Genomic DNA, 24,552 nt, shown 5'->3' on the forward strand with positions numbered 1-24,552 from the left:
CGCGCAGAGGGCTGCGCTCCTACAGGTGGCCGTGTTGGCGTAGGAGGCCAGCCCTCTGGCCGATGCAGTAGTGCTTACGCAGCCGGAAGCTCAGGCTGATGGATTGGGGATGCGGCGCACGGACTGGACGCTGCCGAGGGATTGCAGGCGGTCGAACAGGGCGCTGAGTTCGCCGAGGTCGGTGATCTCGGCTTCGAGTTCCATGTGGACGCTGCGGTCGTAGGGGTCGGTGCGGGTGTTCACGCGCAGCAGGTTGATGCCGCTGGCGGAGAAGGCATTGCCGACTTCGCCGAGCAGGCCGGCGCGGTCGTGGGCCTCGAGTTCGAGGGTGATGGGTTCGCGTTCGGGTTCGTCGCCCCAGGAGACGGGGATCAGGCGGCCGCGCTTCTCCTCCGGCATACGCAGGATGTTGATGCAGTCGCTGCGGTGGACGGATACGCCGGCGCCGCGCGTGATGAAGCCGACGATCGGGTCGCCCGTTTGCGGGTTGCAGCAGCGCGCGCGGGAGGTCAGCAGGCCGCCGACGCCGCGGATGCGGATCTCGTCGTCCTGGATGCGTTCTTCCCGGCGCGGTTCGGTGGGCTGGGGCGGGGCCGCCTCTTCGGCACGGGCCTTTTCCGCCTGGCGCTGCTCGCGCAGTTGCTGGGAGATGCGCCCGGCGATCTGGCTAGTGGTGATATCCCCGGCGCCGAGCGCGATCAGCAGCTCGTCGAAGGTCTGGAACTTCATGGCCTCGGCGAGCGCGGTGCGATCCAGGTTCGAGCCGCAGCCCAGACGCTGACATTCCCGGTCGATCAGGTGTTTGCCGGTGGCCAGGTGTTCGTCCTGGTGCTGCTGGCGGAACCAGGTGCGTACCTTGGAGCGGGCGCGGGCGGTGTTCAGGTAGCCGAGATTGGGGTTGAGCCAGTCGCGGCTGGGGCCGCCCTCGCGGGTGGTCAGCACCTCGACGCGTTCGCCGGATTTCAGCTTGTAGGTCAGCGGGACGATATGCCCGTCCACCTTGGCCCCCCGGCAGCGGTGGCCGACCTCGGTGTGCACGGCGTAGGCGAAGTCCAGTGGCGTGGCGCCCTGGGTCAGGTCCATTACCTCGCCCTGGGGTGTGAGCACGAATACGCGCTGGTGTAGCGGCTCGCTCTGGATCTCGTCGAGCAGGTTCTGGTCGGAGTTGTCGGCGGCCTCCAGCAACTGGCGCAGACTGCTGATCGCTCGGTTCAGCGCCTGATCCTCGCGCCCACCTTCCTTGTAGCGCCAGTGCGCGGCGACCCCGAGTTCGGCGAAGTCGTCCATCTCGCGGGTGCGGATCTGCACCTCGACGACCTTGCCCTCGGGGCCGACCACCGCGGTGTGCAACGACTGGTAGCCGTTGTCCTTGGGATTGGCGATGTAGTCATCGAACTCGCTGGGCAGGTGGCGCCAGTCGTTGTGCACGATGCCGAGCACGGTGTAGCAGGTGGCGAGCTCATCGACGATCACGCGGGTGGCGCGCAGGTCGTAGAGCTCGTCCAGCGAGGTCTGCTTGCGCTGCATCTTCTTCCAGATGCTGTAGATGTGCTTGGGCCGCCCGAACACGCGCGCCTGGATGCCGGCTTCGGCCAGCCGGTCGCGCAGGGTATGGGCGAAGCGCTCTACATACGTCTCGCGCTCAGTGCGGTTCTCCTCCAGCCCCTTGGCGATCTCGCGGTAGGTCTCGGGTTCGAGGATGCGCAGCGCGAGGTCTTCCATCTCCCATTTCAGCTGGCCCACGCCCAGACGGTTCGCCAGCGGGGCGATCACGTCCAGGGTCTCCTGGGCGAGCACGCGCGCGCCGTCGTCCGGCTCCTTCACGGTCAGGCGCAGGTGCTGCACCCGGTAGGCGAGCTTGATCAGCACCGCGCGCACGTCGTCGACCATCGCCATCAGCATGCGGCGCAGGCGTTCGGCCTGTTCCGGTCGTCCGACCGGGGCCTCGAAGCGACGGCTGACCAGGGCCGCGACGTTGACGGTCAAGCGCGCAATCGAGTCGCCAAAGCGCTCCTTGAGGGCGCGCTCGTCGATCTGTCGGGCCAGATAGGCGCTGACCAGGAGCGCGGCGGTGATGGTCTGCCGGTCCACGTTCAGATGGCGCAGGACCTCGGCCACGTCCAGCGGATGAGACTCCAGGCCGGAGGCATCCACCGAAGCCAGCGCCAGGTCCAGCGCATCCGCCAGCGCGGTTGCCGACGCGGCATCGCCGTTGGGCCCGGCAAAGCGCGCGACCAGCTGGTCGCGGTCCAGGCCCTGCAGCTCGGTGTTGGTGAGTAGCGAATGGCGCATGATCGCTAGGTATTGTACGTCAGCCGTCCGCCGGGCAAAGGCTTTGTCTGAAGGGGATTCATACGACGGCCTACCGCTTTGGCTTGCCATCGGACCCCTGCCGGGTCACGATCGGATCATGCTGAACCTGTTCAAACTGGCGCTGATTCTGGCGGTTGGGTACGCCCTGTTCGTGGGGCTGATCTACCTGACGCAGGACCGGCTGATCTACATGCCCAGCAGCAATGTGGTCGGCAGTCCCGCGAACATCGGGCTGGAATACGAGGATGTGGCGCTCGAGACCGAAGACGGCGTGCGGCTGCACGGGTGGTACCTGCCGGGTCCGGAGGATGATGCGCCGGTCTTGCTGTTCCTGCATGGCAATGCGGGGAATATCGGCCACCGCCTGGAGTCGCTCGAGCAGTTCCATCATCTGGGGCTCGCGGTGCTGATCATCGACTACCGTGGGTACGGCAACAGCCAGGGGCGACCTGACGAGGAGGGCACCTATGAAGATGCCCGTGCGGCGTGGAACTGGCTACGCGAGCATCTGGAGTACGAACCCGAGGAGATCGTACTGTTCGGCCGTTCCCTGGGCGCAGCCGTGGCGGCGCGGCTGGCCGAGACCAAGAGCCCTGCGGCCGTTATCCTGGAGGCGGCCTTCACCTCGGCAGCCGATCTCGGCGCGGAGGTCTACCCCTGGCTCCCGGTGCGTGCGTTGATCCGGCATGAATACGACGTGCTCGGACGGGTCGGGGCGATTGAGGCGCCGCTGCTGTTTGCCCATGCGCGCGACGACGAGATCGTGCCGTTTGCGCATGCCGAACGCCTGCTGGAGGCGGGCGGCGATGGGGCACAGTTGATGGAGATGGACGGCGGGCACAATGACGCCTTTCGGGCGACCGGCTCGCGCTACATCGAGGGGCTGCGCGAGTTTCTGGAGGATGCAGGCCTGGAGCTGCGCCCGCGGGATGCGACGAATGGGGACGGGGAGTAGGTGCGGTGCTAGAATCGGCGTCTTTTGTGCCCGTCTTGAACGGCATGGACGCATGAATGCCTCAGCTTGAATTAGGCCCACCGGGGCTCGCGATCAGCCGGCAGGAAGGCCGGGGTGACGCACCGGTACTCACGCTGCGTTTCGGTCCCGTTACCGGGGCCACGTTGCGCCCGGACGGGATCGATATTGCCCTTGGCCTCGAGCCACTGGAGATCCCGGAAGGCCGCGAGGCGGCGCCCGAGCTCTGGTACGCAGCGGGTGCGGTGCGCACCGAGCAGATCGATGACCTGATGCTGGCGCATGCGGGGGACCGGCTCGTGGGCTGCTGGTATCGGCCGCATGGCGCCGCCGAGGACCCCGGGGCCATCACCGAGCAGGCCTATCATGCGATCCTCGAGGCCTGCCAGGAGCGGGGGTTCGGACACCTGGTGCGGGCCTGGAACTACTTCCCTGCGATCAACCAGGAACTGAACGGCCAGGAGCGCTACCGCAGTTTTTGTGCCGGGCGCGCCCGGGTGTTCGAGGCCCTGCCGGATTTCGAGCGGCACCTGCCGGCGGCGACGGCCATTGGCACGCATGCCGACGGCATGCTGATCTACTTCATCGCCATGCGCGAGGCCACGCTGCGGATCGAGAATCCGCGCCAGGTCAGCGCGTTTCGCTATCCGCGGCAGTACGGGCCGCGCAGCCCGTCGTTCGCGCGGGCGCGGATGAGCCAGGAGGCGTGCGGGGCCGCGGAACTGTTCATCTCCGGCACGGCCAGCATCGTGGGCCACGAAAGCCGGCACGCGGAGGATCTCGAGGCCCAGATCGACGAGAGCCTGCGCAATATCGGGGTGCTGCTGGCGGCGGCCTCCGAGGAGGGCGCTGTGGCTCTGCGCGATCCCGGCGACCTCTCGATGCTGAAGGTCTATCTGCGCCACCGAGCAGACGGTGCTCGCGCGCAGCGGCATCTGCGCGAGTGCCTGGGCGAAGACGTCGACATCCTGCTGTTGCATGGGGATATCTGCCGCAGCGAACTGTTAGTGGAAATCGAAGGGCTGTACCGCGAGGGCTAGCCCGCAGGGCCCCGCCTCTCGCGGGCATTGAACTGGCATTGGGCGCGCGCGGCGCGCAGAAGGGGGAAGTGGATGAATGATCCGGGGTACAAGCCGCATCCGGTATTGAAGGACTATTACGGCGACGAGTCGGAAAAGCGGGCGTTTGTTGATGACCTGTTCGACCGGACGGCACCGCATTACGACCGCATCCTGCGCTGGGGCTTTCTGGGCACCGGCCAGGCGTATCGCCGCTACGCGCTGAAGCAGTCCGGCCTGAAGCCCGGTATGGATGTCCTGGATGTCGCGACGGGCACGGGCCCGGTGGCGCGCGAGGTGCGCAAGGTGGTCGGTGACGAGAACATCACCTGTGTCGATCCCAGCCGCGGCATGATCGACGTGGCCCGGCGCTCGATCAAGGCGCGCTTCATCGAGGGTCTGGGCGAGCAGTTGCCGCTGCCGGACAAACAGTTCGACCGCGTGTACATGGGGTACGGCCTGCGCCATGTGCGCGACCTGCACGAGCTGTTTGGCGAGTACTTCCGTGTGCTCAAGCCGGGCGGTCGCTGCATGATCCTCGAGGTCTCGCGCCCCAGCACGGAGCGCCAGTTCAAGATGGCGCGGTTCTACTTCCGCGACTTCATCCCGTTTCTCAGCCGCCTGCTGACCCGTGACCCGGATGGACATCTGCTGATGCGCTATTTTTGGGACACGATCAACGAGTGCGTGCCGCCGGAGAAGATCATGGGCGTGCTGGAGGATGTCGGTTTCCGCGAGGTCGAGCGCGATGTGCAGCTCGGCGTATTCAGCGCCTACCTGGCGACGCGGCCGGCCGACTAGGCGGTTTGGCTCGCCTTAGGGTCCGCGTGGCGCCGGGCAGCAAGCGCGATGCGATTGGCCCCTGGATGGGGGATATCCTCAAGCTTCGCGTGCAGGCCCCACCAGAGAAAGGCCGGGCAAACGAGGCCGTTTGCGCCCTGCTGGCGAAGACGCTGGGCTGCCCGGCCCGTGACGTGACCGTCGTGGCGGGTGCGACCGCGCGCGACAAGACCGTGGCGATCGAGGGTTACGGCGAGGAGCAAATCCGCCGCGCGTTATCCTGATCGCCGGATACAATCAGCGTTTCCTCAATGGAGCCGCCAGGGCTCCCGCGACTCTTCCAGGATCCCATGAACCGTCTGACGATTACCCGACCCGACGACTGGCACCTGCATCTGCGCGATGGCGATGTGCTCGGCAGCGTGCTGCCGGATACCGCCCGGCGTTTTCGCCGCGCGATCATCATGCCGAACCTCAAGCCGCCGGTGACGACGGTCGAGGCGGCGGCCGAGTATCGCGAGCGCATCCTCGCGGCGCTTCCGGAGGAAGCGGACTTCGAGCCGCTGATGACGCTTTATCTGACCGAGGCGACCACGCCCGGGATGATCGAGGCGGCAAAGGCCAGCGGGTTCATTCACGGCGTGAAGCTGTACCCGGCGGGGGCGACGACCAACGCAGCCAGCGGCGTGTCGGATATCCGGCGTTGCTACCCCGTGTTCGAGGCGATGCAGCGGGTCGACCTGCCGCTCCTGGTGCATGGAGAGGTGACCGATCCGGAGGTCGACATCTTCGACCGCGAGGCGGTGTTTATCGAACGCCACCTGCAGCCGCTGATTCGCGAGTTTCCGGACCTGCGGGTGGTGCTGGAGCACACCACGACCGAATCGGGGGTGGCGTTTGTCGAATCGGGCCCGGAGAACATCGCGGCGACCATCACCCCGCAGCACCTTCTGTACAACCGCAATGCGCTGTTCGTCGGCGGCATCCGGCCGCATCATTACTGCCTGCCGATCCTGAAGCGCGAGCGCCACCGCCAGGCCCTGTTGCGTGCTGCTACCAGCGGGCACCCACGCTTCTTCCTCGGGACCGACAGCGCCCCGCACCCGCGGCATGCGAAGGAGTCCGCCTGTGGCTGCGCGGGCATCTATTCAGCCCACGCGGCGATCGAGTTCTATGCCGAGGCCTTCGCCTCTGTGGATGCGCTGGACAAACTGGAGGGCTTCGCCAGCTTCCACGGCCCGGATTTCTACGGGCTGCCGCGCAACACGGACACCATCACGCTGGAGCGGGTGGACTGGACCGTGCCCGAAGCGGTGCTGTTCGGCCATGACCCGGGCGTACCCCTGCGTGCGGGCGAGACGGTCGCCTGGCAGCTGGCGCGCCACTGACCTCGCGGCGTGACGGACCCGGCACCGACGGTGGCGGGTCCGAACCTCGAGCCGTCCCCGTGGTCCCCGGTAGTACAGACATTGTTTGCATGACGTATCCAATTCCGACCCCAGGGAGGGCACATGACCGAACCGGACGTACAACGCGGAACCCTGTGGTTCTGGCTGCTGATCAGTGTGGGGGTAGGCCTGCTGATCATCGCGCTGGGCGTGGGCCTGGAGCCGCATGGCGCGGCTATCCTGCGCGCGCCGCTGGAGTCGCCGGCCGCAGGCGCGCTGGCGTTTGGCATGGTGATGGTCTGGGCCGCCTATGGCTACGCATTGACCGCGGGGCGTGCCGCCGGCTCGCAGGAGCTGGGCGTGGTGTTCCTGAATCTGGCGCTGCCGGTGGCCTTGATCGTGCTGTGGAGCAACGAGATCTTTGCACTGGCGTTTTTCGTCGCCTTCGGCTGGGCCCTGACGCTCATCGGGATGGCCTTCCGCCTGTTCCGGCGCGAGGCGCTGGCCGGAGTCATGATGCTGCCGGTGATCGGCCTGAGCATGACGGCCATTCTGCTGTCACTGACCCTCTGGATGGTGCCGGCGTAGGGCAGCCATGATCTCGGTCGTACAGGGCGACATCACCACCCTGGAGGTGGATGCGATCGTCAACGCCGCCAACGAGAGCCTGCTGGGCGGCGGCGGTGTCGACGGGGCCATTCATCGCGCCGCTGGCCCCGAGCTGCTGGAGGCGACCCGGGCCCTTGGTGGCTGCCCGACCGGCGAGGCGCGCATCACCCCCGGGTTTCGCCTGCCGGCCGAGTACGTGATCCACACCGTCGGCCCTGTGTGGCAGGGCGGCCAGGCGGGCGAGGACACGCTGCTGGCCTCCTGTTACCGCGCAAGCCTGGAACTGGCGATCGAATATGGCCTGCGCGAGGTGGCCTTTCCCCTGATCAGCACCGGCGTCTACCGCTTTCCCAAGGACCGCGCGGCCGGTATCGCGCTGAAACAGCTGCGGGCGCAGGAGGACCAGTTTCGCAGCTTGGTGGTCTGCGCATTCAGTGCGGCGGATGCGGATGTCTACCGCATCCGGCTCGAGCGGTGACGCATGCTGCTCTCCGAGACACAAGTCGAGGCGAAGCTCGCCGAGGCCGCTCGGCGGGGCGAGTTCGATGATCTGCCCGGGGTCGGGCGGCCGCTGGAACTCGACGATGACCGCGATGTGCCACAGGAGCTGCGGCTGGCGTTTCGAGTGATGAAAAACGCAGGGTATGTGCCGGAGGCCGTGCGCCTGCGCGGCGATATCGCCTCGGCGGAGGCCTTGCTGCAAGCCGCTGACGACGCGGCCACCCGCGACCGGGCGGCGCGGCGCCTGCGGATGCTGCTGGATCGGCTGAACCAGTCGGAAGAGGGGCGCGGCCTGATCTCCGAATCCGGGTATTTTCGCCAGCTCTGCGAGCGGCTAGGGAAACACTGATCCATGTACACACTCGCGTTGGCACCCCAGGTTTTCCGAGACAGGGCGCGGTGCGTAGCCGGTAGTGGTTCTACCGACAAGGGACGCAACGCGGGATCGGGGAACCTGGGGTGCCAACCCCGAAGGGGCTCGGCCGCCCGTTGTTATCAAAAACGGGTGCGCGCACGGCGTTGCGGCTCCCTTGTGCAGAATGACTGCACGGCAGTCGCCGCGCCTTGTTCGCACGCTAAAGCGACTCGAGCGCGAGCGTGTACATGGATCAGTGCTTCCCTTGACGGCCCGCGCCGATGAACCAGCGTGATGGACCGGTTCGTGGCCGCGGCGCGACGATCCAGCCCCTCGCGCGCTTCGAAACCACCCACCGCGAAGCGTTTGACGATGGCTGGGTGGGCGACGACGAGGAGCCTCGGCCGCTGCGCACCGAGGTGACACCGGAGCACCCACGCAAGGCGCTGTCCTGGAACCAGTCGCCGGATGTCCCGTTCGAGCTGTCGCTGAACCCTTACCGGGGCTGTGAGCACGGCTGCGCGTACTGTTTCGCGCGACCGGCACATGCCTATGTCGGGCTGTCGCCGGGGCTGGATTTCGAGAGCCGATTATTCGCCAAGGTGGGCGCGGCCGACTGCCTGCGCCGCGAACTGGCACGCCCCGCGCACCGCGTGACCCCGTTGGCTCTGGGCATCAATACGGATGCCTATCAGCCCGTGGAGCGCGAGTGGCGTATTACGCGGGAGGTCCTGGAGGTGCTAGCCGAGGCGCGGCATCCGGTCTCGATCGTGACCAAGTCCGCGCTGGTTGAACGGGACCTCGACCTGCTGGGACCCATGGCGGAGGAGGGGCTGGTTCAGGTGGCGGTCTCCGTGACCACGCTGGATCGGGCGCTGTCGCGCCATCTGGAACCCCGCGCGGCCGCGCCCCAGCGGCGTCTGGAAACCATGCGGCGACTGAGCGAGGCCGGGGTGCCGGTGGCGGTGCTGGTCGCGCCCCTGATCCCGGTGCTGACTGACGGCGAGCTCGAATCGTTGCTGGACGCAGCGCGCGAGGCCGGGGCGAGCAGCGCCGGCTATGTCCTGTTGCGCCTGCCGCGGGAGGTGGCGCCGTTGTTCGAGGACTGGCTGCGCACGTACCACCCGCTGAAAGCGGACCATGTGCTGCAGCGCTTGCGCGAGGCGCACGGGGGCCAGTTGTACGATTCGACCTTCGGCCACCGGATGGTCGGGGCGGGCCCCTATGCAACACTGCTGCGTCAGCGCTTTCGCCTGGCCCGGCGCCGTGCGGGTCTGGCCGGCCGCCTGGCGGAACTGGATACGACGCGCTTCTCCCCGCCGGCAGCACCGGAGGCCGACCGCGGCCCCCAGATGGATCTGTTTTAGGAGTGCGCTACAGTGGTCGTCGAGCACATCGGCAACGGACACAGGACACCACCAGGGATGACCGACAAGGACAAGACAGGGAAGCGGCCGACCTGGTGGGGGCGCTGGTCGTTGCCACAGGGGCGTATCGGACGCTGGTCCGTCGGGCCGCTGGATATCTGGCTCGAACATACCCCGGCGGAATGGCGCCTGGGCCTGGATCGGCCGCGCGACGCCGCCGATGCGACGCTGGATATCGAGGTACCGACCGACGCCGAGTGGCCCGAGTCGCTCTCCGAGCGTCTGCGCTTCGCCGGTGCTACCGGCGACACCCAACCGGAACTGCGGATCGCTCTGGCCGACCGTCCGATGGTCAGTCGGCCGGAAAACCCGTTCTACGTGCCGGCTCAGGGCCGGGTCACGCTGTTTCTGAGTTCGCCCGCCTGGGTCCAGTTCTATCTGGGCGATGCGCGGGCACATGAATTCCCGGTCTATGTGCCTTCGGACACCTGGTTCGGTCCCAGTACGGTCGAGGGGGAGCTGTGCTACGCCACGCGCACCCAGGCGCGGCTGGCTCTGGAGGATGTCCCGGAGCGTCCGCACCGCGTGGTCACGCCGCTGACGATCCACAACAAGGCGCTCGATGCGCTGTTCCTGGAGCGCGTGAACCTGCCGGTGCCGCGTCTGCCGGTCTATGCCGATCGCCACAACCGCCTGTGGACCCCGGCGGTCCGCATGGAGCGCGAGGAAGACAAGGACATGGCGGCGATGAAGATCGATGCCGGGCCGCCCGCTGAGGCCGAGGGGGCCGAGCGGATCGCCGAGCCGCGCGAGGTGGGCGGGCGGCATGTGATGGTGCGGGCGTTCAGCGCCCTGTTCCAATAGGGAAACACTGAATGGACGGCTGGATACAAGGCACCATGGACTTTCTGACCAGCGACGGCTTTCTGGCCGCGCTGCGGGCCTCGCTCTACATCGTCGTCGGGTTGATCGTGGCGCGACTGGTCTCGCGCAACCTTACGCGTGCCTTCGGCCGGCATATGGATGCCCAGCAGATCATGCTGATGCGCCGCATCAGCTTCTACGTGATTATCGTCCTGGCGGTTGTGTCCGGGCTGCGCGAGCTGGGTTTCGATCTCACCGTGCTGCTGGGGGCGGCCGGCATCCTGACGGTCGCGCTGGGCTTTGCCTCGCAGACCTCGGCGTCCAACCTGATCTCGGGGCTGTTCCTGATCGGGGAGCGGCCCTTCTCGGTGGGTGACATCATCAAGGTGGGGGACGCGACCGGGGAGGTGCTGTCCATCGACCTGCTGTCGGTGAAGCTGCGTACCTTCGACAACTTACTGGTGCGGGTTCCGAACGAGAGCCTGGTGAAGTCGCAGATCACCAATATGACGCGCTTCCCGATCCGCCGCCTGGACATGCAGATCGGGGTGGCCTATCGCACCGACCTGAAGGCGCTGCGCGACATCCTGATGGACGTGGCGGATCGCAATCCGGTCTGTCTGGAGGAACCCAAACCGCTGTTCATCTTCCTCGAGTACGGGGATTCCGCGCTGAAGATTCAGCTGTCCGTCTGGGCGCGGCGCGAGAAATTCCTGGATCTGCGCAACAGCATGCACATGCAGGTGAAGGGCGCTCTGGACGAGGCGGGTATCGAGATCCCGTTCCCGCAGCGCACGCTGAGCCATATCGATGGCGGGCCGATCCCCGTGCGGCTTATCCAGGACAACCTGAGCGACGAGGAGACGGAGGCCGCCGAGAAGGTTGGGGAAAAAGCCACCGAGCCGGAGGCCGACGCAGGAGCGTCAGAACAACTCCCGACCCGTGACTAGTCGACCCGCAGGTCCAGCCAGACGGGGTCGTGGTCGGAGGCGCGCCATGGCCCGTCGACGGGCTGGCTCCCGTCAAATCCCAGAAAGGCCGGTTCGTCGGCGTTGATCGCCCAGGAGCCGGCGTCCCCGACGTGTTCAGCGATTCCCCCGGGGCCGAGCAAGTAGTCCAGTTGCCCGGACTGGCCGCGAAAGACATAGCTGTAGGCCCGGTCAGGCTCGGTATGGACCAGATCCCGTTTCCCCGCCTCGCGTAGCACACGGAGCGGGTCTTCCGCGGCGTAGGCGTTCAGGTCGCCGGCAATGATCACGGGCAGCCCGTCGCGACGCTCCTGTTTGATCCACTGTGCCAGGCGTTCGGCCTGGGCCGTGCGCCGCTCGTTCCAGCAGCCCTGGCCGTGATCGACGTCACCGCTGGACGGACATCCGGATTTGGCCTTGAAGTGCACCGCCACGACTCCGAACAGGGGTTCACCTTCCGGTGTGCCGAACCATGCAAGCAGCGGTGGACGGTGATGCACACGGTCTTCGTCGGCGACGACTTCCAGTAATTTCAGCCGATCGGGGCGGTAGGTTATGCCCACCTTGATCGCGTCTGTCCCCGGCGCGGGATGCCGTACCGCCTCGTAGGTGAGGTCGCCGTGCTGATTCAGGCGCTCGATCAGGCGTTCGCGGGCGACGGGGCGGTTTTCCAGTTCGATGGCCGCAATCAGGTCGGCGTTCAGAGGGAGCAGGGCGGCATTCAGCTTGGCCTCCTGCCGCTGGCGTGCGGCGCGATTGGCCGCGCCACGCTCGCCCAGCGTGACAAAGTCATTCTCCATGTTGGCAGTAACGATGCGCAGTGCACCGCCTGTCGCCGGGTTCGGCGCCTCGGGTCGGGTGCCCCCCTCCCACTCAGGCGTTTCGGTCGGATGCAGGCGGTGGGCATCGAAGGCGTGGGTCAGGATGCCGGTCAGGCCCGTGACCTGGCTGCCGACGCGCCGCGTCCCCTGGTCGTCGAGATAGGGGATGGGGTCCGGACGGGCGCGGTAGCTGCCATCGTCCAGCACGATGCGGCGTTCGGCATGGTCGTGGTCGTCGAACGCGCCCGTTTGTCCCGGGTGCCACAGGCGCCCGCCGGCGGAGAGTTTCAGGTTGCCGTAGCGCTCGAGTTCATGGTGGCCCGATACGGTCAGCGTCTGATCAAAGCGCACGCGCACGTCCTCGAAGTCAGACAGTCGTTCGGCGTCGCGCGGGAGCTCGAGTGTCACCGGCTCGGGCAGCCGACCGTTTCCGCAGGTCTCGATGCCGTCGATGCGGGCGAGCTGGGGACGGCCGTGGTGATGGCCAAAGCGGCCCTGTACGCGCAACCGATCACCCGGCGTAACCGGCTCTTGGCGCGGGGCATAGACGAACAGCCCGGTTGGCCTGTCGGACTCGTCGTTCTGCAGGTAGAAGCCGCCCAGTTGATCGTCGCCCATGAAGACGCCGGTCACGATGCCCTCCAGAACGACGGAGGCGTCGTCCGCCGGAGGTTCGGCCAGCAGTTCGTCGGTCGTGAGGCTGGCTCTGTCGGACGGGCAGGCGGGTGCCAGCGCAAGCGCAGGCGGTGCGGCAAGCGCAAGGGCCACAAGCAGCGGGGTTGCGGCCGATAGCGGTCGGCGGGAGGTCACGTGCCGATCCATGGCGGCGTCCTCGGGGCAGTGGGGTCAGGCGCTATAGCGTAGCAGGGACCGCAGGTGCTCGGGTGACTGGGTGACATCGCGCACCGTGTATTGATCGAGCACCGCGAGGAAGGCATCGCGGGCGTCGTCCAGTACCCCGCGCAGCTGGCAGCCGGGCAGGATCGGGCACATCGGGCTCTCGCAATCGACGACCTTGAGGTTGGGCTCCATGTCGCGTACGACGGCCCCGATATTGATCGACTCGGGTGCGCGAGCGAGCGAGATGCCGCCGCCCTTGCCACGGCGGGTGATCAGATACCCCTTCTGGCCCAGCTGGTGAACGATCTTGACCAGGTGGTTGCGCGGAATGCCGAAGCGTTCGGAGATCTCGGTGACGGTGACGCGCTGGTCGTCGGGCTGGACCGTGAGGTACATCAGGACGCGCAGGGAGAAATCAGTGAAGCGAGTTAGTTGCATGGGGTGACTCGTTGGCGGTTTGCAGGCCAGATCGGCGCTCGCCAGGTCCCGTACGTTCTCGCGGGTCGCACGGGTTCGGTTGGTCGGCTGCCAAATATACGGCTATGTGAATGTATAACGGCAAGATAAGGGTGTACTGGCGCAAAAACAAGTACGTTGGGTATATGAAAGCGAGTGCCGGGGCGCGAACCCGGTAACACCGTTTCCCGGGCCGTTTCCGTATACTGCGCCCGCCTTTGGGACAAAACCGGAATCGGAATGACAGTTTGGGTTGCCACCCTGCTCGGCGTCGTGCAGGGCATCTTCATGTTCTTGCCGGTCAGTTCGACCGCGCACCTGGTGCTCACCCAGCACTGGCTGATTCTCAGTGGCGAGCCGCTGCCGCCGCCGGAAAGCCCGGAGATGATCCTGTTCGATCTGGTTGTGCATGTCGGCACGCTGGTATCGATTATCTACGTATTCCGCCAGAGTCTTTGGCGCCTGAGCGGCGGGATCGCCCGCGAGAGCTGGCAATGGGCGTCGGCCGGTGGCAGCGCGGGCCGAGAGATGCTGTTCCTGCGCCTCGCGCTGCTCTGCGGCTTGTCGGTTTTCGCCACCGCCGCAATCGGCTTTACGCTGAAGGCGAGCTTTGAGCACGTGTTCGCCAATCCGACGCTGATCGCCGGCACCCTCACGCTGACGGGCATCCTGCTGTGGTGGACGGATCGCCTGAGCCGACGTCCGCTGGGGCTGCGCAAGCTGGGGCCGAAGATCGCCACGGTGATTGGCGTGGCCCAGGGCTTTGCGCTGGTCCCCGGGCTGAGCCGCAGCGGGATGACCATCACCTTCGCGCTGTTCTCGGGCCTCAAGCGGCGCTGGGCAGCCGAATACAGCTTTTTCCTTGCAATCCCGACGATCCTGGCGGCCACCGCCGTTCAGTCGCTGGATGTCTGGACGAATGGCAATGGGCTGGGGGATCTGACCTGGACGCCGCTGATCGTCGGGTTCGTGGTCTCCGCGGTGGTCGGGGTGGTCTCCCTCAAGATGGTGCTGTTCTTCCTCTATCGCGCGCGCCTGAAGGTCTTTTCCTTCTATGTCTGGGCGCTGGCGGCCCTGGTGCTGTTCGGCTTCCTCGACGTGGACATCATGTACGGCCACTGATGGTCGTCGGGCGCATCACTCGGGGCCGCGCAGGACCCCGAGTGGCGCCTGGCGCAGTACGCTGCGCGTCCCCAGCCATCCGGCCAGCGCGATCCCCAGGGTCCCGCCGACGATCCCGAAGACGAAGGTCATCGGATTGATCCGGTAGTCGAACTCGAACACCTGCCAGGCCAGCAGGGCCCCCACCGCGGTGGCGATGATGGCTGCCAGCAGACCCGCCAGAAAACCCAGGCTGCCGAACTCGGCCAGCAGTGCCCGTCGGATGTGGTGCCGCCGCGCCCCCAGCGTGCGCAGCAGTGCGGTCTCGCGGCGGCGGACGTCGCGCGTGGCCTGTACCGCCGCAAACAGCACGGTCAGGCCCGCGACCAGGGTAAACAGAAAGACGTACTCGACCGCGCGGGTGGCCTGGTCCATCACGTCGCGGACCTGCTCGATGATCGCGCCGACGTCGATCGCGGAGACGGCCGGGAATTCGCGCAGCCAGCGGTTCTGCTCCGCTCCCATACCTTCCGGCACATGCAGCGCGGTGATATAGGTGCGCGGCTGCTCGCCCAGCAGGGCGGGCGGGCCGATCACAAAGAAATTGACCCGGAAGCTGTCCCAGTCGACCTCGCGTACGTTGGCGATGACCCCGCGCACGGGTTGCCCGCCCACCCGGAAGGTCAGGCTGTCGCCGATCTCCAGTCCAAAGCGTTCCATCAGCCCGGCCTCGACGGACCAGGCACCGTCGGCCGCCTCGCCGGTCGGCCCGTGGTGGAACCAGTGGCCCTCCGTCACGCGGTTGTGCTCCGGCGGTTCCTCCGCGTAGGAGAGGTTGAACTCGCGATCCACCAGGCGCCGGGTCTGGTCGTCGTCAAAGTCATCGGGCTGGACCGGCTGGTCGTTGATCGCGATCAGGCGTCCGCGAATCATCGGGTCCATCTGCGGGCGTTCGAGCCCGGAGGCCTCGATCCGGTCGGCGAACGCCTCTTCCTGTCCGGGCTGGATATTGACGAAGAACTGGTTTGGTGCATCGGCGGGGATGCTGGCATCCCAGGCCGAGAGCAGGTCCACACGCACAATCGCCAGCAGCAATAGCGCAAGGATGCCGATGCTGAAGGCAACCAGTTGCACGGCGCTCAGCCCGCCGCGGCGGGAGAGGTTGGCCAGACCAAAGCGCATGGCCATGCCCCCGTGATTGCGCAGCGGGCGCAGGGCCAGCACCAGCAGCAGGCCCAGTGCGCCGAGTACGACCAGGGCGCCCGCGGTCCCCAGCAGGACCCAGGCGGCCAGGCGCGGGTCGGCCGCCTGCCAGTACAACAGCGCACCGAAGGCCAGAAGGGCCAGCAGCCCCGACAGCCAGACGGAGGCGGGCGGGAGCCCCAGATCACGGCGCAGTACGCGCAGGGGGGACACCTGGCCGATGCGCAGCAACGCGGGCAGGGCGAAGCCGATCGCGGTAATCAGGCCCACACCGAGGCCCGCCGCTACTGGGCGTAACCCTGGCGGCGGCAGGTCGCCCGCCAGCCACTCACCGAGCAGCGCGGAGAGCACGAACTGCGCCGCGAACCCAATGACCAGGCCCAGTGCACTGGCCAGCAGCGCAATGATCAGGACGTGGCCAAAATAAAGCCTGAGTACATGGCGTCCGCTGGCCCCCAGCGCGCGCATGACCGCGGCGGCGTCCGCACGGCGCTGGGCAAAATGATGGGCGGCCACCGCGATCGCCGCGCCGGCCAGCAGGACCGCCATCAGAGAGGCCAGCCCGAGGAAGCGCTCGGCTCGCTCGATCGCGACCTGCAACTGCGGATTGGCGTCGTCCAGCCCGCGCAGTCGCTGGCCCGGCTCCAGGCGCTCCTCGATCCAGTCGCGGTAGCTTTCGATCGGGGCCGCCGGGCCGGTCACGAAGAGCTCGTAGCGCACGCGGCTGCCGGGTCCGATCAGGCCGCTGACCTCGAGATCCTCATAGGCGAGCATCAGCCGGGGTGCGATATCCAGCAGGGCGCTGCCGCGGTCCGGCTCCCGCGTGATCTCGCCGGCCACTTGCAGTTCCAGTTCGCCGACCTCGACGGTATCGCCGACCTCCAGTTCCAGCGCCTGCAGCAGGGCGCCCTCCAGCCAGGCCGTACCGGGTTCCGGTCCCTGGGTGCGTACCTCGGGGTCCGCGTCCGGGTCGGTTCGTACGAGGGCCTCGCCCAGCAGGGGCCAGTCACGATCCACCGCGCGCAGCGCGGACAGGCGGGAGTCGTCCTCGGGGGTGAACAGCACGCTGGGCAGGGCCGCGGTGCGGGCGGTCTGCAGGCCTCGACGTTCGGCCTCCGCGAGCCAGTCCTCCGGGATCGGCTGGTCGCCGACCACGGCCATGTCACCGCCCAGCAGCAGGGTCGCCTGCTGCGCCATGCCGCGATCCACCCGATCAGTGAAGAACCCGACCGCCGCGACCGCCGCCACCGCGACGACCAGGGCTGCGGCGAGCACACGCAGTTCGGCACTGCGCCATTCGCGCCAGGTGCCACGAATCCATTCGCGCGGACCGCCGCGCCTAGAAAGCCAGGTCATGCCAGCACGCCGTCCTCGATATGAAGGATGCGATCGCATTGCTGCGCGAGATCGGCGTCGTGTGTCACCAGGATCAGCGCCGTGCGCTGGCCCTGGTCATCCGGTTGGAGGGCCAGGCTGAACAGCAGTTCGATGATGCGGCTGCCGGTCTGGCCGTCGAGATTGCCGGTGGGCTCGTCCGCAAACAACACGGCCGGGCGATCCACAATCGCGCGGGCGATGGCGACCCGCTGCTGCTCGCCTCCCGAGAGCTGGTGCGGGTAGTGGGCTTCGCGCTCGCTGAGCCCGACGCGCTTCAGCGCGTCGCGGGCCCAGCCGGAGATCTCGGTTTGCGAGCGCGCCTCGTGCTCGGGGTTAAGCTCCAGCGGCAGCAGCACGTTTTCAAAGGCCGTCAGTGCCGGGAGGAGCTGGAAAGACTGGAACACGAAGCCGACGCGCCCGGCGCGCAGGGCTGCCCGGCCATCTTCGTCCAGCTCACTGATCGTTTGGCCGAGCAAGCGAACTTCTCCGGCACTTGGGGCGTCCAGACCTGCAAGAAGTCCGAGCAATGTGGACTTGCCGGAGCCGGAGGCGCCGAGGATCGCGACCGTCTCGCCGGCGTGCACCGCGAGCGAGACTCCGCGCAGAATATCCAGTACACCGCTGGGGCCGGCGATCCGCTGTTGCAGGTCGCGGGCTTCCAGAACCGAAGATGAGGATGCATCCATGTGGCGTTATTCCCTGGTCATTTTTGCGTGGCTCGCGTTGCTATGGAGTCCGCTTGGCCTTGCGAATTCCATCAGCTCGGAAAATTCAGGGGAAGAACCCGCGAAGGTGCTGGTGTTCGGTGATTCCCTGAGCGCGGCATTCGGGATGAACGATTCCGAAAGCTGGGTGGGGCTCCTGGAGGCGCGTCTGAGCGAGCGCAATCATCCCTGGCGTGTGGCCAATGCCTCGATCAGTGGCGAGACGACGGCCGGGGGGCGCGAACGGCTGCCGGAGGTCCTCGAACGCGAGAACCCTGACCTCGTGATCCTGGCCCTGGGAGGCAATGACGGCCTGCGCGGGCTCTCGCCACGGGCCATGCGCGAGAACCTGGAGGTGATGCTGGAGGCGATCGACTCGGCGGGCGCCCAGACGCTGTTGCTCGGGATTCGCATTCCGCCCAACTACGGCCCCCAGTACAGTCAGCGCTTCGAGGCCGTCTTCGCCGATCTGGCCCGGGAGCGTGGGCTGGTGTTCGAGCCCTTCTTCCTGCACGAGGTTGCTCTTCGCGACGGGATGATCATGGATGACGGGATCCACCCGACGCCCGAGGCGCAGCCCTACATGCTGGATGCCGTGTGGCCTCATTTGGAGCCCATGATGCGCGGGATAGAGGCTTGTCTGGACGACGGGGTTTCAGTTTCCGAGCGCGCGGCGCAGATCGGTCAGGACGTCCTCGGGGAGGAGCTGGCGCAGCACTGGATGGATATCGCGTTCGACCTCGGATAGCAGCGGCAGGGTGCGAACCAGCGAGTGCCGCGAAAGTGGGTCGCCGTACTGATTCGTCTGAATCGGGCGGTCCAGGCCGGTCTCCATCAACGCGATACCCGGCTCGCCGCGGGGGCCCTCGTCGAGGACCTCGACCAGTTCCACCATGCGGCCATCCACTTCCCCCTGCACCCCGATCAGCGGTGCCAGGAGATCGACCAGTCGTTCGGCCTGTTCCGTGGTGAGCGTCTCCATTGGGGTACCTTACGGTGGATTTTCCGCCGACACCAGTTCGTTAAGGAAACACTGATCAACGTACACGCTCGCGCTCGAGTCGCTCTTGCATGCGAACAAGGCGCGGCGACTGCCGTGCAGTCATTCTGCACAAGGGAGTTGCAACGCCGTGCGCATGCAAAAGCGGCCGAGCCCCTTCGGGGTTGGCACCCCAGGTTCCCCGATCCTGCGTTGCGGCACTTGCTGGTAGAACCACTACCCGCTGCGCACCGCGCCTTGTCTCGGAAAACCTGGGGTGCCAACGCGAGCGTGTACGTTGATCAGTGTTTCCTTAAGGAAACACTAATGGAAGGTGGTGTCCCCGGCAGGATTCGAACCTGCGACCTGCCCCTTAGGAGGGGGCTGCTCTATCCAGCTGAGCTACGGAGACAGCCGCGCCGCGAGTATAAGCATGTGTCGGGATTCGCGCCAAAGCGATGTGGCGGTTCCCAGGCTGTGGCGACGGTCACCCTTGAACGTCCAGGCGATGGTGGGCCCAGGCGACAAAGTCCATCACAGGGCAGCGACCTTCCTCGGGGACGCCTGCGCCGCTAATGACGCGATACGTGATCAGGTCGCCATCTCGCGCCAGGACCTTGCGCACGCTCCAGGCGTGGTCCGCGGCGCCGTTGCTGTAGCACTGTCCGGGACGAACATCCGCAGGATCGATCGCGTCCGGGTGCGCATGGTGGCGTCGTGCCAGGAGGTACAGGCGGGCCAGGTCGTCCTCCGTCATGTCGAGATACAGATTGAGATCGCGCATCGCGTGTTCCAGGTCGGCCTGGCTGAGGCCGGCACGCTCCAGTGCACCGGATGGGCCGGCGGGCGAGGGCTCGCCCAGGCGCGCCAGGGCGGCCGGGTAGCGGCGCCATGGAAACGGGTAGTTGATCATGAAGGCGACCAGCAGCATGACGGCCACGCTGGAGAGAACGGGGTGCAGGATGAACAGCAACCCCAGCTCCTCGACCGAGGCGCCGCCCAGCACGGCATACAGCGCCGTGGCACCCCCGGGAGGGTGCAGGCAGCGCAGGTAGTACATCGCGTAGACGGTGAGGCCGACCGCGAGTGCGGCGGCCACCAGCGGGTGATCGACCAGGTGACGGACGGCGACCCCGACCATAGCCGCAATGGCATGCCCGCCGAGGACATTCCAGGGCTGCGACAGCGCGGCCCGGGGTGCGGCAAAGAGCAGGACGGCGGTAGCGCCCAGGGAGGCGAGGATGAGCCCGTTGATCCCGCTTTCGGTGACCGAGGCCGCGACCTCCAGTGACAGATACAGGCCGATCACGGCCCCGATCAGCGCGATCAGCTTGTCCTTGTGATTGGTGGTGTCGAGGAAGTCGCCGAGTAGGAGGCCGCGTCCTGTGCGCATGTCTGCCCGTTGCTCATAAGTTGAATAAAGTGCACAGCTTTAGGGGCGCAGGGCCCGTGGTCAAGTGGTGGGTTGCGTGCTGCGGGATTCCCGGGGAAGGCATGGGAATCCTTTGGGCGTCATGGATCCGCGGCGGTTGGAGACTCGAGGATCAGCGCGACGCGCCGATTCTCGGAACGGCCGCGTGCGGTGTCGTTGCTGGCCACAGGCTGGGTGTCGGCGCGGCCCACGGCGCGCAGTCGCTCGGCGTCGAGTCCCTGGTCCAGCAGGTAGCGGACCACGCCGCTGGCGCGGGCGGAGGAGAGCTCCCAGTTGGAGGGAAAGCGCTCCGTCCCAATCGGGATGTTGTCGGTGTGCCCCTCGACGGTAACCAGGCCGTCGTGCTCGTCCAGTAGGGTCTCCAGCTGCGCCAGTAGCGCCCGGCCTTCCGGTTGCAGGTCGGCCTGTCCGCTGGCGAACAGGATCTCGTCCTGGATGCGCAGCTCGGTGCGGCCGGGGTGCTCGACGACCTCGACGCCCTGAGGTGCCTGCTCGCGCATCCTGGATGCGGTCGTGGCCGTGCCCTCGGGATCGGGGTCGTCCACTTCCGGCAGCAGTTCATGGAGCCGGCCTTCGAGATCGCCCAGGTCTCCTGTTAGGGGCGCGACCAACGGGTCGAGGAGGGCCTGGTGATCGGGGTGGGCGAGCTGGATCGGTTGGGCCGCGCTGGCCAGTGGGCGGTCGTCGCGCGGGTCCATGAAGGTCAGCATGATCACGAATATGACGATGACCAGGGTGAGCACGTCGAGATAGGTGAGGATCCAGGCGTGCTCGTCGTCGCGCTGGCGCTCGCCCGGATAGGAGCCGAGAAAGGCCTGTTCCGGTCGCGTGGCCGCCTGGGCATCCATCTCGGCCTGCATGGCCGCGCGGTTGGAGGTGGAGTATCCGGGGCTGGGCATGCTCAGGTGCGTTCCTGGCGTTCGGCTTCATCCGGATCGGGTTCGCCGTTGGGCTCGGTCTGGCGGATCTCGTCGCGGTGGTTCTCCATGAACGAACGCAGGGTCTCGCGGATGTACCCCGGGGTGCGGCCCTTGCGCATCAGCATGATGCCTTCGAGCACCATCGTCATCAGCACCACGCGGCCCTCGGTGCGCCGTTCCAGCTTGATCGCGATCGGGCGGAACACGAGGTTTGCCAGCAGGATGCCGTAGAACGTGGTGATCAGGGCGATCCCGAGGTTGACCGCGATGATGGTGAAGTCATCGGTCTCGGTGGTCAGCAACAGGTTAATCAGTCCGATCAGCGTCCCCAGCATGCCGAAGGCCGGGGCATAGGTGGCCATGGTGCGAAACATCTGCGCATCGGCCTGTTCGCGGGCGCGCAGGCGGGCCATGCGCCAGTTGAGCAGGTCCTGGATGTCGTCCATCGGGGTGTCATCGATCACCAGCTGGATGCCGGTGCGCAGGAACGGATTCTGGACCTGCTCCAGGCGCTGCTGGACGCCGCGCAGGTTCTGCGAGTACCAGTAGCGCGAGACCTGAACGATCTCTTCCAGGTCGCTGGCGATGTCGTAGCGCTCCTCGCGGATGGCATGCGCCCCCGCACGGAAGACTCGCACCACCTCGTGAAAGGGATAGCTCATCAGGGTCGCGGCGATCGTACCGCCGAGCACGATACCCAGCCCCGGCAGGTTCAGGAAGGCATGCAGGTCCTGCGAGGAAAAGGCGATCACGCTGCCGAAAACCAGCAGGCTGCCGATGATGCCGAGAAGGGTCGAGAGATTCATTCAGGAATCCGTAAGGCTCCGGGATTGATGGGGGTCAGGGTATAGCACGGCCGCGCCGGGTTCACGCAGTCCCGGGCGTTCGCCGGCGGCGTCGTTCCTGCGTACACTCGGGGCTTTGTTTGCTGAGGGAGAGGCCGGCATGGAATGGGTGCTGATCGCGATTGTGGTGCTGCTCGTGGTCTGGGCGGTCTGGACATACAACCGGCTGGTGACGGCGCGCAACCGCTACAAGAACGCGTTTGCCCAGATCGACGTCCAGCTGACCCGCCGCTACGACCTGATCCCGAACCTGGTGAAGGTCGCGGAACGCTACATGAGCCATGAGCGCGACACGCTGGAAGCAGTGATCCAGGCGCGCAATCAGGCGATGGACCGGCTGAAGCAGGTGGGCGGGGACCCCACGAACACCGAGGCCGTGCGCCAGCTGTCCGGGGCCGAGCAGGGGCTGTCCGGCGCCCTGGGACGCTTGTTCGCGCTGTCCGAGAACTATCCGGACCTGAAGGCGAACGAGAACATGATGCAGCTCTCCGAAGAGCTGACCAGCACCGAGAACCGGGTGGCCTTCGCGCGTCAGGGCTATAACGATGCGGTGATGCAGTACAACATCCTGCGCGAGATGTTCCCGAACACCCTGATCGCGAACAACTTCGCCTTCCGCCCGGCGCAATTGCTGGAGATCGAGGACCCGCAGAAGCGCGAGCCGGTCGAGGTCAACTTTTCCTAGGGACAGGGCATGAATTTCTTTGAACATCAGGACCGTGCCCAGCGGCGCACGCGGGTGCTGCTGGGCCTGTTCATGCTGGCTGTGCTGGCGATTGTGGTGGTGATGAACCTGATCGCGCTGGTGCTGTTCGGCCAGGCGCAGGCGACCGCACCGGGCGAACCCTGGCTGACCCGGGCGTTTCTCCGCGACAACCTGGACGTGGTTGGCTGGACCAGTGCGTTCACCGTGGGGCTGATCGGTCTGGGCAGTCTCTATCGCATGCTGAGCCTGCGCGATGGCGGTGGCGCGGTTGCGCGCGAGCTTGGGGGCACGCGGATTGAAGGGGACACCCGTGATCCGTTGCGCCGCCGCCTGATGAACGTGGTGGAAGAGGTCGCGATCGCCTCGGGGGTTCCGGTGCCCGAGGTCTACGTGCTGGAGCAGGAGCCGGGCATCAATGCCTTCGCGGCCGGGTATTCGCCGTCCGATGCCGCGGTCGCGGTGACGCGCGGCGCGCTGGAACACCTGAACCGGGACGAGCTGCAGGGCGTGGTCGCCCACGAGTTCGGGCACATCCTCAATGGCGATATGCGCATGAACATTCGCCTGGTGGGGATGCTGTTCGGGATTCTGGTGATGGCACTGATCGGGCAGCGTGTGCTGTTGGCGATGCGCTTTTCCCGCAACAACCGGAACGCCGGTGGGATCGTGGTCGCGGGCCTGGTGCTGATGATCGTGGGTTACATCGGTCTGTTCTTCGGGCGTTGGATCCGGGCATCGGTTTCGCGTCAGCGCGAATACCTGGCGGATGCCTCAGCCGTGCAGTTCACGCGCCAGCCGGAGGGTATTGCGGGGGCGCTGAAGAAGATCGGGGCCAGCTACTCCGGGCTCAACGCGGACAGCGAAGAGGTCGGACACATGCTGTTCGTCAATGGGGGGCTGGGCCGGATGTTTGCGACCCATCCGCCGCTGGAAGATCGTATCCGCAAGATCGAGCCGAGTTTTGATCCCTCGGAGCTGGAGGCTGTACAAAAGCGCATGCAGGACGATGCGCGGCGCCGGCGCGAGGAGCAGGAGGCCGAGGCCGCGCGCGAACAGGCCGAGCCGAAGGCCGGGGGTGGGCTGGCGTTGCACCCCGAGGCCCTGCTCGAAGCGATTGGCGACCCCGGCCTTGCGCATATCCTCGGCGCCGGCTTCCTGGTCGCCGCAGTGCCCAGCGCCCTGGAACGCTCGGTGCATTCCGATCGCTGGGCCGCCGAGGCCGTGCTGTATCTGTTGATCTCCAATGACGCGGAGGTGCGAGATGCCCAGCTGATGCGCATCCTCGAGACGCGCGGCGAGGACAGCGAGAAGCGCGTGCGCGACCTGCTGCAGGCAGTACCGGAGCTCAGTCCCGATCTGCGCATCCCGGTGCTGGAGATGGCCTTCCCCGTGCTCCGCCGTCACCCCCCACAGGAACGCGAGGTCTTGTCAGGGCTTGTAGATGAGCTGATTCAGGCCGATGGACGGGTGTCGGCCTTCGAGTACGCGCTCGGGCGCCTTGTACGGCGTCAGCTGCAGGATATCGAACGGCCGTCGCAGGCCCGTTCAGGTGGCCGCCGCCGGCTGGCCGACAACAGTGGACAGGCACGCTACGTGCTGGCGGTCCTGGCCCACCACGGGCACCCCGACGATCCCGATGCGGCCATCACGGCGTTCAATGCCGGCGTGGCGGCGCTGACCGGCATCATGCCGCTGGAGTCGGAGGCCCCGCCCGAACTCGAGCAGGCCACCACCGGCAATGCCTGGGCAGCCGTGCTGGACAAGGCCCTGGAGCGGCTCGACGACCTGCGGGTCAAGGACAAGCGGACGCTGGTAGAGGCGATGCTGGCGACGGTTCAGCGCGGCGGTGGCGTCCAGGTAGCCGAGATCGAGTTGCTGCGCGCGATGGCCGCTGCGCTGCACATCCCGTTGCCCATCGCCGAGATGGCGGATGGCTCGCAGGGGAGCGGGTCAGCGGGATAAGGCTCCACACCCGGCTGGTGTAGCCGGTAT

The 24,552-nt window shown here is 66.8% G+C and carries 24 protein-coding genes and 1 tRNA gene; 15 read left to right on the forward strand and 10 right to left on the reverse strand.

Features of this window, described 5'->3' with window-relative positions; translation table 11 throughout:
- Positions 1 to 90 precede the first annotated feature (90 nt).
- Positions 91 to 2,292: a bifunctional (p)ppGpp synthetase/guanosine-3',5'-bis(diphosphate) 3'-pyrophosphohydrolase gene (locus F467_RS0108415; RefSeq protein WP_018139667.1), complete on the reverse strand. Its 2,202-nt coding sequence runs from the start codon at positions 2,290 to 2,292 to the stop codon at positions 91 to 93.
- Positions 2,293 to 2,410: 118 nt separating this feature from the next.
- Here F467_RS0108415 and F467_RS0108420 point away from each other — a divergent pair, with 118 nt between their 5' ends.
- From F467_RS0108420 to F467_RS0108470, 11 genes are all read left to right on the forward strand, one after another.
- The gene (locus F467_RS0108420) at positions 2,411 to 3,268 is read left to right on the forward strand and encodes an alpha/beta hydrolase (RefSeq protein ID WP_018139668.1); all 858 of its coding nucleotides are present in this window, start codon (positions 2,411 to 2,413) and stop codon (positions 3,266 to 3,268) included.
- 164 nt (positions 3,269 to 3,432) lie between these two features.
- Positions 3,433 to 4,326 carry a hypothetical protein gene (locus tag F467_RS0108425; protein ID WP_018139669.1) on the forward strand — a complete coding sequence of 298 codons (894 nt, stop codon included), beginning with the start codon at positions 3,433 to 3,435 and terminating at the stop codon, positions 4,324 to 4,326.
- Between the two features lie 72 nt (positions 4,327 to 4,398).
- The gene (locus F467_RS0108430; RefSeq protein ID WP_018139670.1) at positions 4,399 to 5,145 is read left to right on the forward strand and encodes a class I SAM-dependent methyltransferase; all 747 of its coding nucleotides are present in this window, start codon (positions 4,399 to 4,401) and stop codon (positions 5,143 to 5,145) included.
- Positions 5,146 to 5,150: 5 nt separating this feature from the next.
- Positions 5,151 to 5,408, forward strand: coding sequence for a DUF167 domain-containing protein (locus F467_RS0108435; RefSeq protein WP_038038896.1), 258 nt, complete (start codon positions 5,151 to 5,153; stop codon positions 5,406 to 5,408).
- Positions 5,409 to 5,474: 66 nt separating this feature from the next.
- Positions 5,475 to 6,512, forward strand: a complete 1,038-nt coding sequence (gene pyrC, locus F467_RS0108440; protein WP_018139672.1) for a dihydroorotase — start codon at positions 5,475 to 5,477, stop codon at positions 6,510 to 6,512.
- Positions 6,513 to 6,635: 123 nt separating this feature from the next.
- The gene (locus F467_RS0108445) at positions 6,636 to 7,100 is read left to right on the forward strand and encodes a hypothetical protein (protein WP_018139673.1); all 465 of its coding nucleotides are present in this window, start codon (positions 6,636 to 6,638) and stop codon (positions 7,098 to 7,100) included.
- 7 nt (positions 7,101 to 7,107) lie between these two features.
- Entirely contained in the window at positions 7,108 to 7,599 is a 492-nt protein-coding gene (locus tag F467_RS0108450; RefSeq protein ID WP_018139674.1) for an O-acetyl-ADP-ribose deacetylase, read from the forward strand.
- Between the two features lie 3 nt (positions 7,600 to 7,602).
- Entirely contained in the window at positions 7,603 to 7,971 is a 369-nt protein-coding gene (locus F467_RS0108455) for a DUF1992 domain-containing protein (protein WP_018139675.1), read from the forward strand.
- Positions 7,972 to 8,258: 287 nt separating this feature from the next.
- On the forward strand, positions 8,259 to 9,344 hold the full coding sequence (locus tag F467_RS0108460) for a PA0069 family radical SAM protein (RefSeq protein WP_018139676.1): 1,086 nt from the start codon (positions 8,259 to 8,261) through the stop codon (positions 9,342 to 9,344).
- 57 nt (positions 9,345 to 9,401) lie between these two features.
- Positions 9,402 to 10,208, forward strand: a complete 807-nt coding sequence (locus tag F467_RS0108465) for a hypothetical protein (protein ID WP_018139677.1) — start codon at positions 9,402 to 9,404, stop codon at positions 10,206 to 10,208.
- Positions 10,209 to 10,219: 11 nt separating this feature from the next.
- Positions 10,220 to 11,158, forward strand: coding sequence for a mechanosensitive ion channel family protein (locus F467_RS0108470; RefSeq protein WP_018139678.1), 939 nt, complete (start codon positions 10,220 to 10,222; stop codon positions 11,156 to 11,158).
- Here the strand turns inward: F467_RS0108470 and F467_RS0108475 are convergent.
- Together F467_RS0108475 and F467_RS0108480 are read right to left on the reverse strand one after the other, a co-directional pair.
- On the reverse strand, positions 11,155 to 12,819 hold the full coding sequence (locus F467_RS0108475) for an ExeM/NucH family extracellular endonuclease (RefSeq protein WP_018139679.1): 1,665 nt from the start codon (positions 12,817 to 12,819) through the stop codon (positions 11,155 to 11,157). The two genes, F467_RS0108470 and F467_RS0108475, sit on opposite strands and share 4 nt — an antisense overlap.
- A gap of 24 nt (positions 12,820 to 12,843) precedes the next feature.
- Positions 12,844 to 13,275, reverse strand: a complete 432-nt coding sequence (locus tag F467_RS0108480) for an Rrf2 family transcriptional regulator (RefSeq protein WP_018139680.1) — start codon at positions 13,273 to 13,275, stop codon at positions 12,844 to 12,846.
- Positions 13,276 to 13,533: 258 nt separating this feature from the next.
- On the opposite strand from F467_RS0108480, the gene F467_RS0108485 reads away from it, so the two are divergent.
- Positions 13,534 to 14,415 (forward strand): undecaprenyl-diphosphate phosphatase, encoded by an 882-nt coding sequence (locus tag F467_RS0108485; protein ID WP_018139681.1) that lies wholly within the window; start codon positions 13,534 to 13,536, stop codon positions 14,413 to 14,415.
- Positions 14,416 to 14,430: 15 nt separating this feature from the next.
- On the opposite strand, the gene F467_RS0108490 is transcribed toward F467_RS0108485, so the two are convergent.
- Both F467_RS0108490 and F467_RS0108495 read right to left on the reverse strand, forming a co-directional pair.
- On the reverse strand, positions 14,431 to 16,953 hold the full coding sequence (locus tag F467_RS0108490; RefSeq protein ID WP_018139682.1) for an ABC transporter permease: 2,523 nt from the start codon (positions 16,951 to 16,953) through the stop codon (positions 14,431 to 14,433).
- Positions 16,950 to 17,660: an ABC transporter ATP-binding protein gene (locus F467_RS0108495; RefSeq protein ID WP_018139683.1), complete on the reverse strand. Its 711-nt coding sequence runs from the start codon at positions 17,658 to 17,660 to the stop codon at positions 16,950 to 16,952. Before F467_RS0108495 ends, F467_RS0108490 begins: the two co-directional genes overlap by 4 nt.
- Here F467_RS0108495 and F467_RS0108500 point away from each other — a divergent pair.
- A complete protein-coding gene (locus tag F467_RS0108500) occupies positions 17,659 to 18,426 on the forward strand; it encodes an arylesterase (protein ID WP_018139684.1) in 768 nt (255 codons plus the stop codon). The two genes, F467_RS0108495 and F467_RS0108500, sit on opposite strands and share 2 nt — an antisense overlap.
- Here F467_RS0108500 and F467_RS0108505 read toward each other — a convergent pair.
- The 5 genes from F467_RS0108505 to F467_RS0108525 form a co-directional block, all read right to left on the reverse strand.
- Positions 18,334 to 18,660: a hypothetical protein gene (locus F467_RS0108505; RefSeq protein WP_018139685.1), complete on the reverse strand. Its 327-nt coding sequence runs from the start codon at positions 18,658 to 18,660 to the stop codon at positions 18,334 to 18,336. The genes F467_RS0108500 and F467_RS0108505 overlap by 93 nt on opposite strands.
- A 332-nt stretch (positions 18,661 to 18,992) precedes the next feature.
- Positions 18,993 to 19,069, reverse strand: a tRNA-Arg gene (locus F467_RS0108510).
- Positions 19,070 to 19,144: 75 nt separating this feature from the next.
- Positions 19,145 to 20,050 carry an HPP family protein gene (locus F467_RS0108515; RefSeq protein WP_018139686.1) on the reverse strand — a complete coding sequence of 302 codons (906 nt, stop codon included), beginning with the start codon at positions 20,048 to 20,050 and terminating at the stop codon, positions 19,145 to 19,147.
- A 119-nt stretch (positions 20,051 to 20,169) separates the two neighbouring features.
- Complete coding sequence (locus tag F467_RS0108520; protein WP_018139687.1) at positions 20,170 to 20,988, reverse strand: OmpA family protein; 819 nt, start codon at positions 20,986 to 20,988, stop codon at positions 20,170 to 20,172.
- A 2-nt stretch (positions 20,989 to 20,990) separates the two neighbouring features.
- On the reverse strand, positions 20,991 to 21,815 hold the full coding sequence (locus F467_RS0108525) for a motility protein A (RefSeq protein ID WP_018139688.1): 825 nt from the start codon (positions 21,813 to 21,815) through the stop codon (positions 20,991 to 20,993).
- A 139-nt stretch (positions 21,816 to 21,954) separates the two neighbouring features.
- Here F467_RS0108525 and F467_RS0108530 point away from each other — a divergent pair, with 139 nt between their 5' ends.
- A complete protein-coding gene (locus F467_RS0108530) occupies positions 21,955 to 22,539 on the forward strand; it encodes a LemA family protein (RefSeq protein WP_018139689.1) in 585 nt (194 codons plus the stop codon).
- Between the two features lie 9 nt (positions 22,540 to 22,548).
- Positions 22,549 to 24,522, forward strand: coding sequence for a M48 family metallopeptidase (locus tag F467_RS0108535; RefSeq protein WP_018139690.1), 1,974 nt, complete (start codon positions 22,549 to 22,551; stop codon positions 24,520 to 24,522).
- Positions 24,523 to 24,552 lie beyond the last annotated feature (30 nt).

Source organism: Thioalkalivibrio sp. ALJ12, from assembly GCF_000378305.1.
Lineage (GTDB): Bacteria > Pseudomonadota > Gammaproteobacteria > Ectothiorhodospirales > Ectothiorhodospiraceae > Thioalkalivibrio.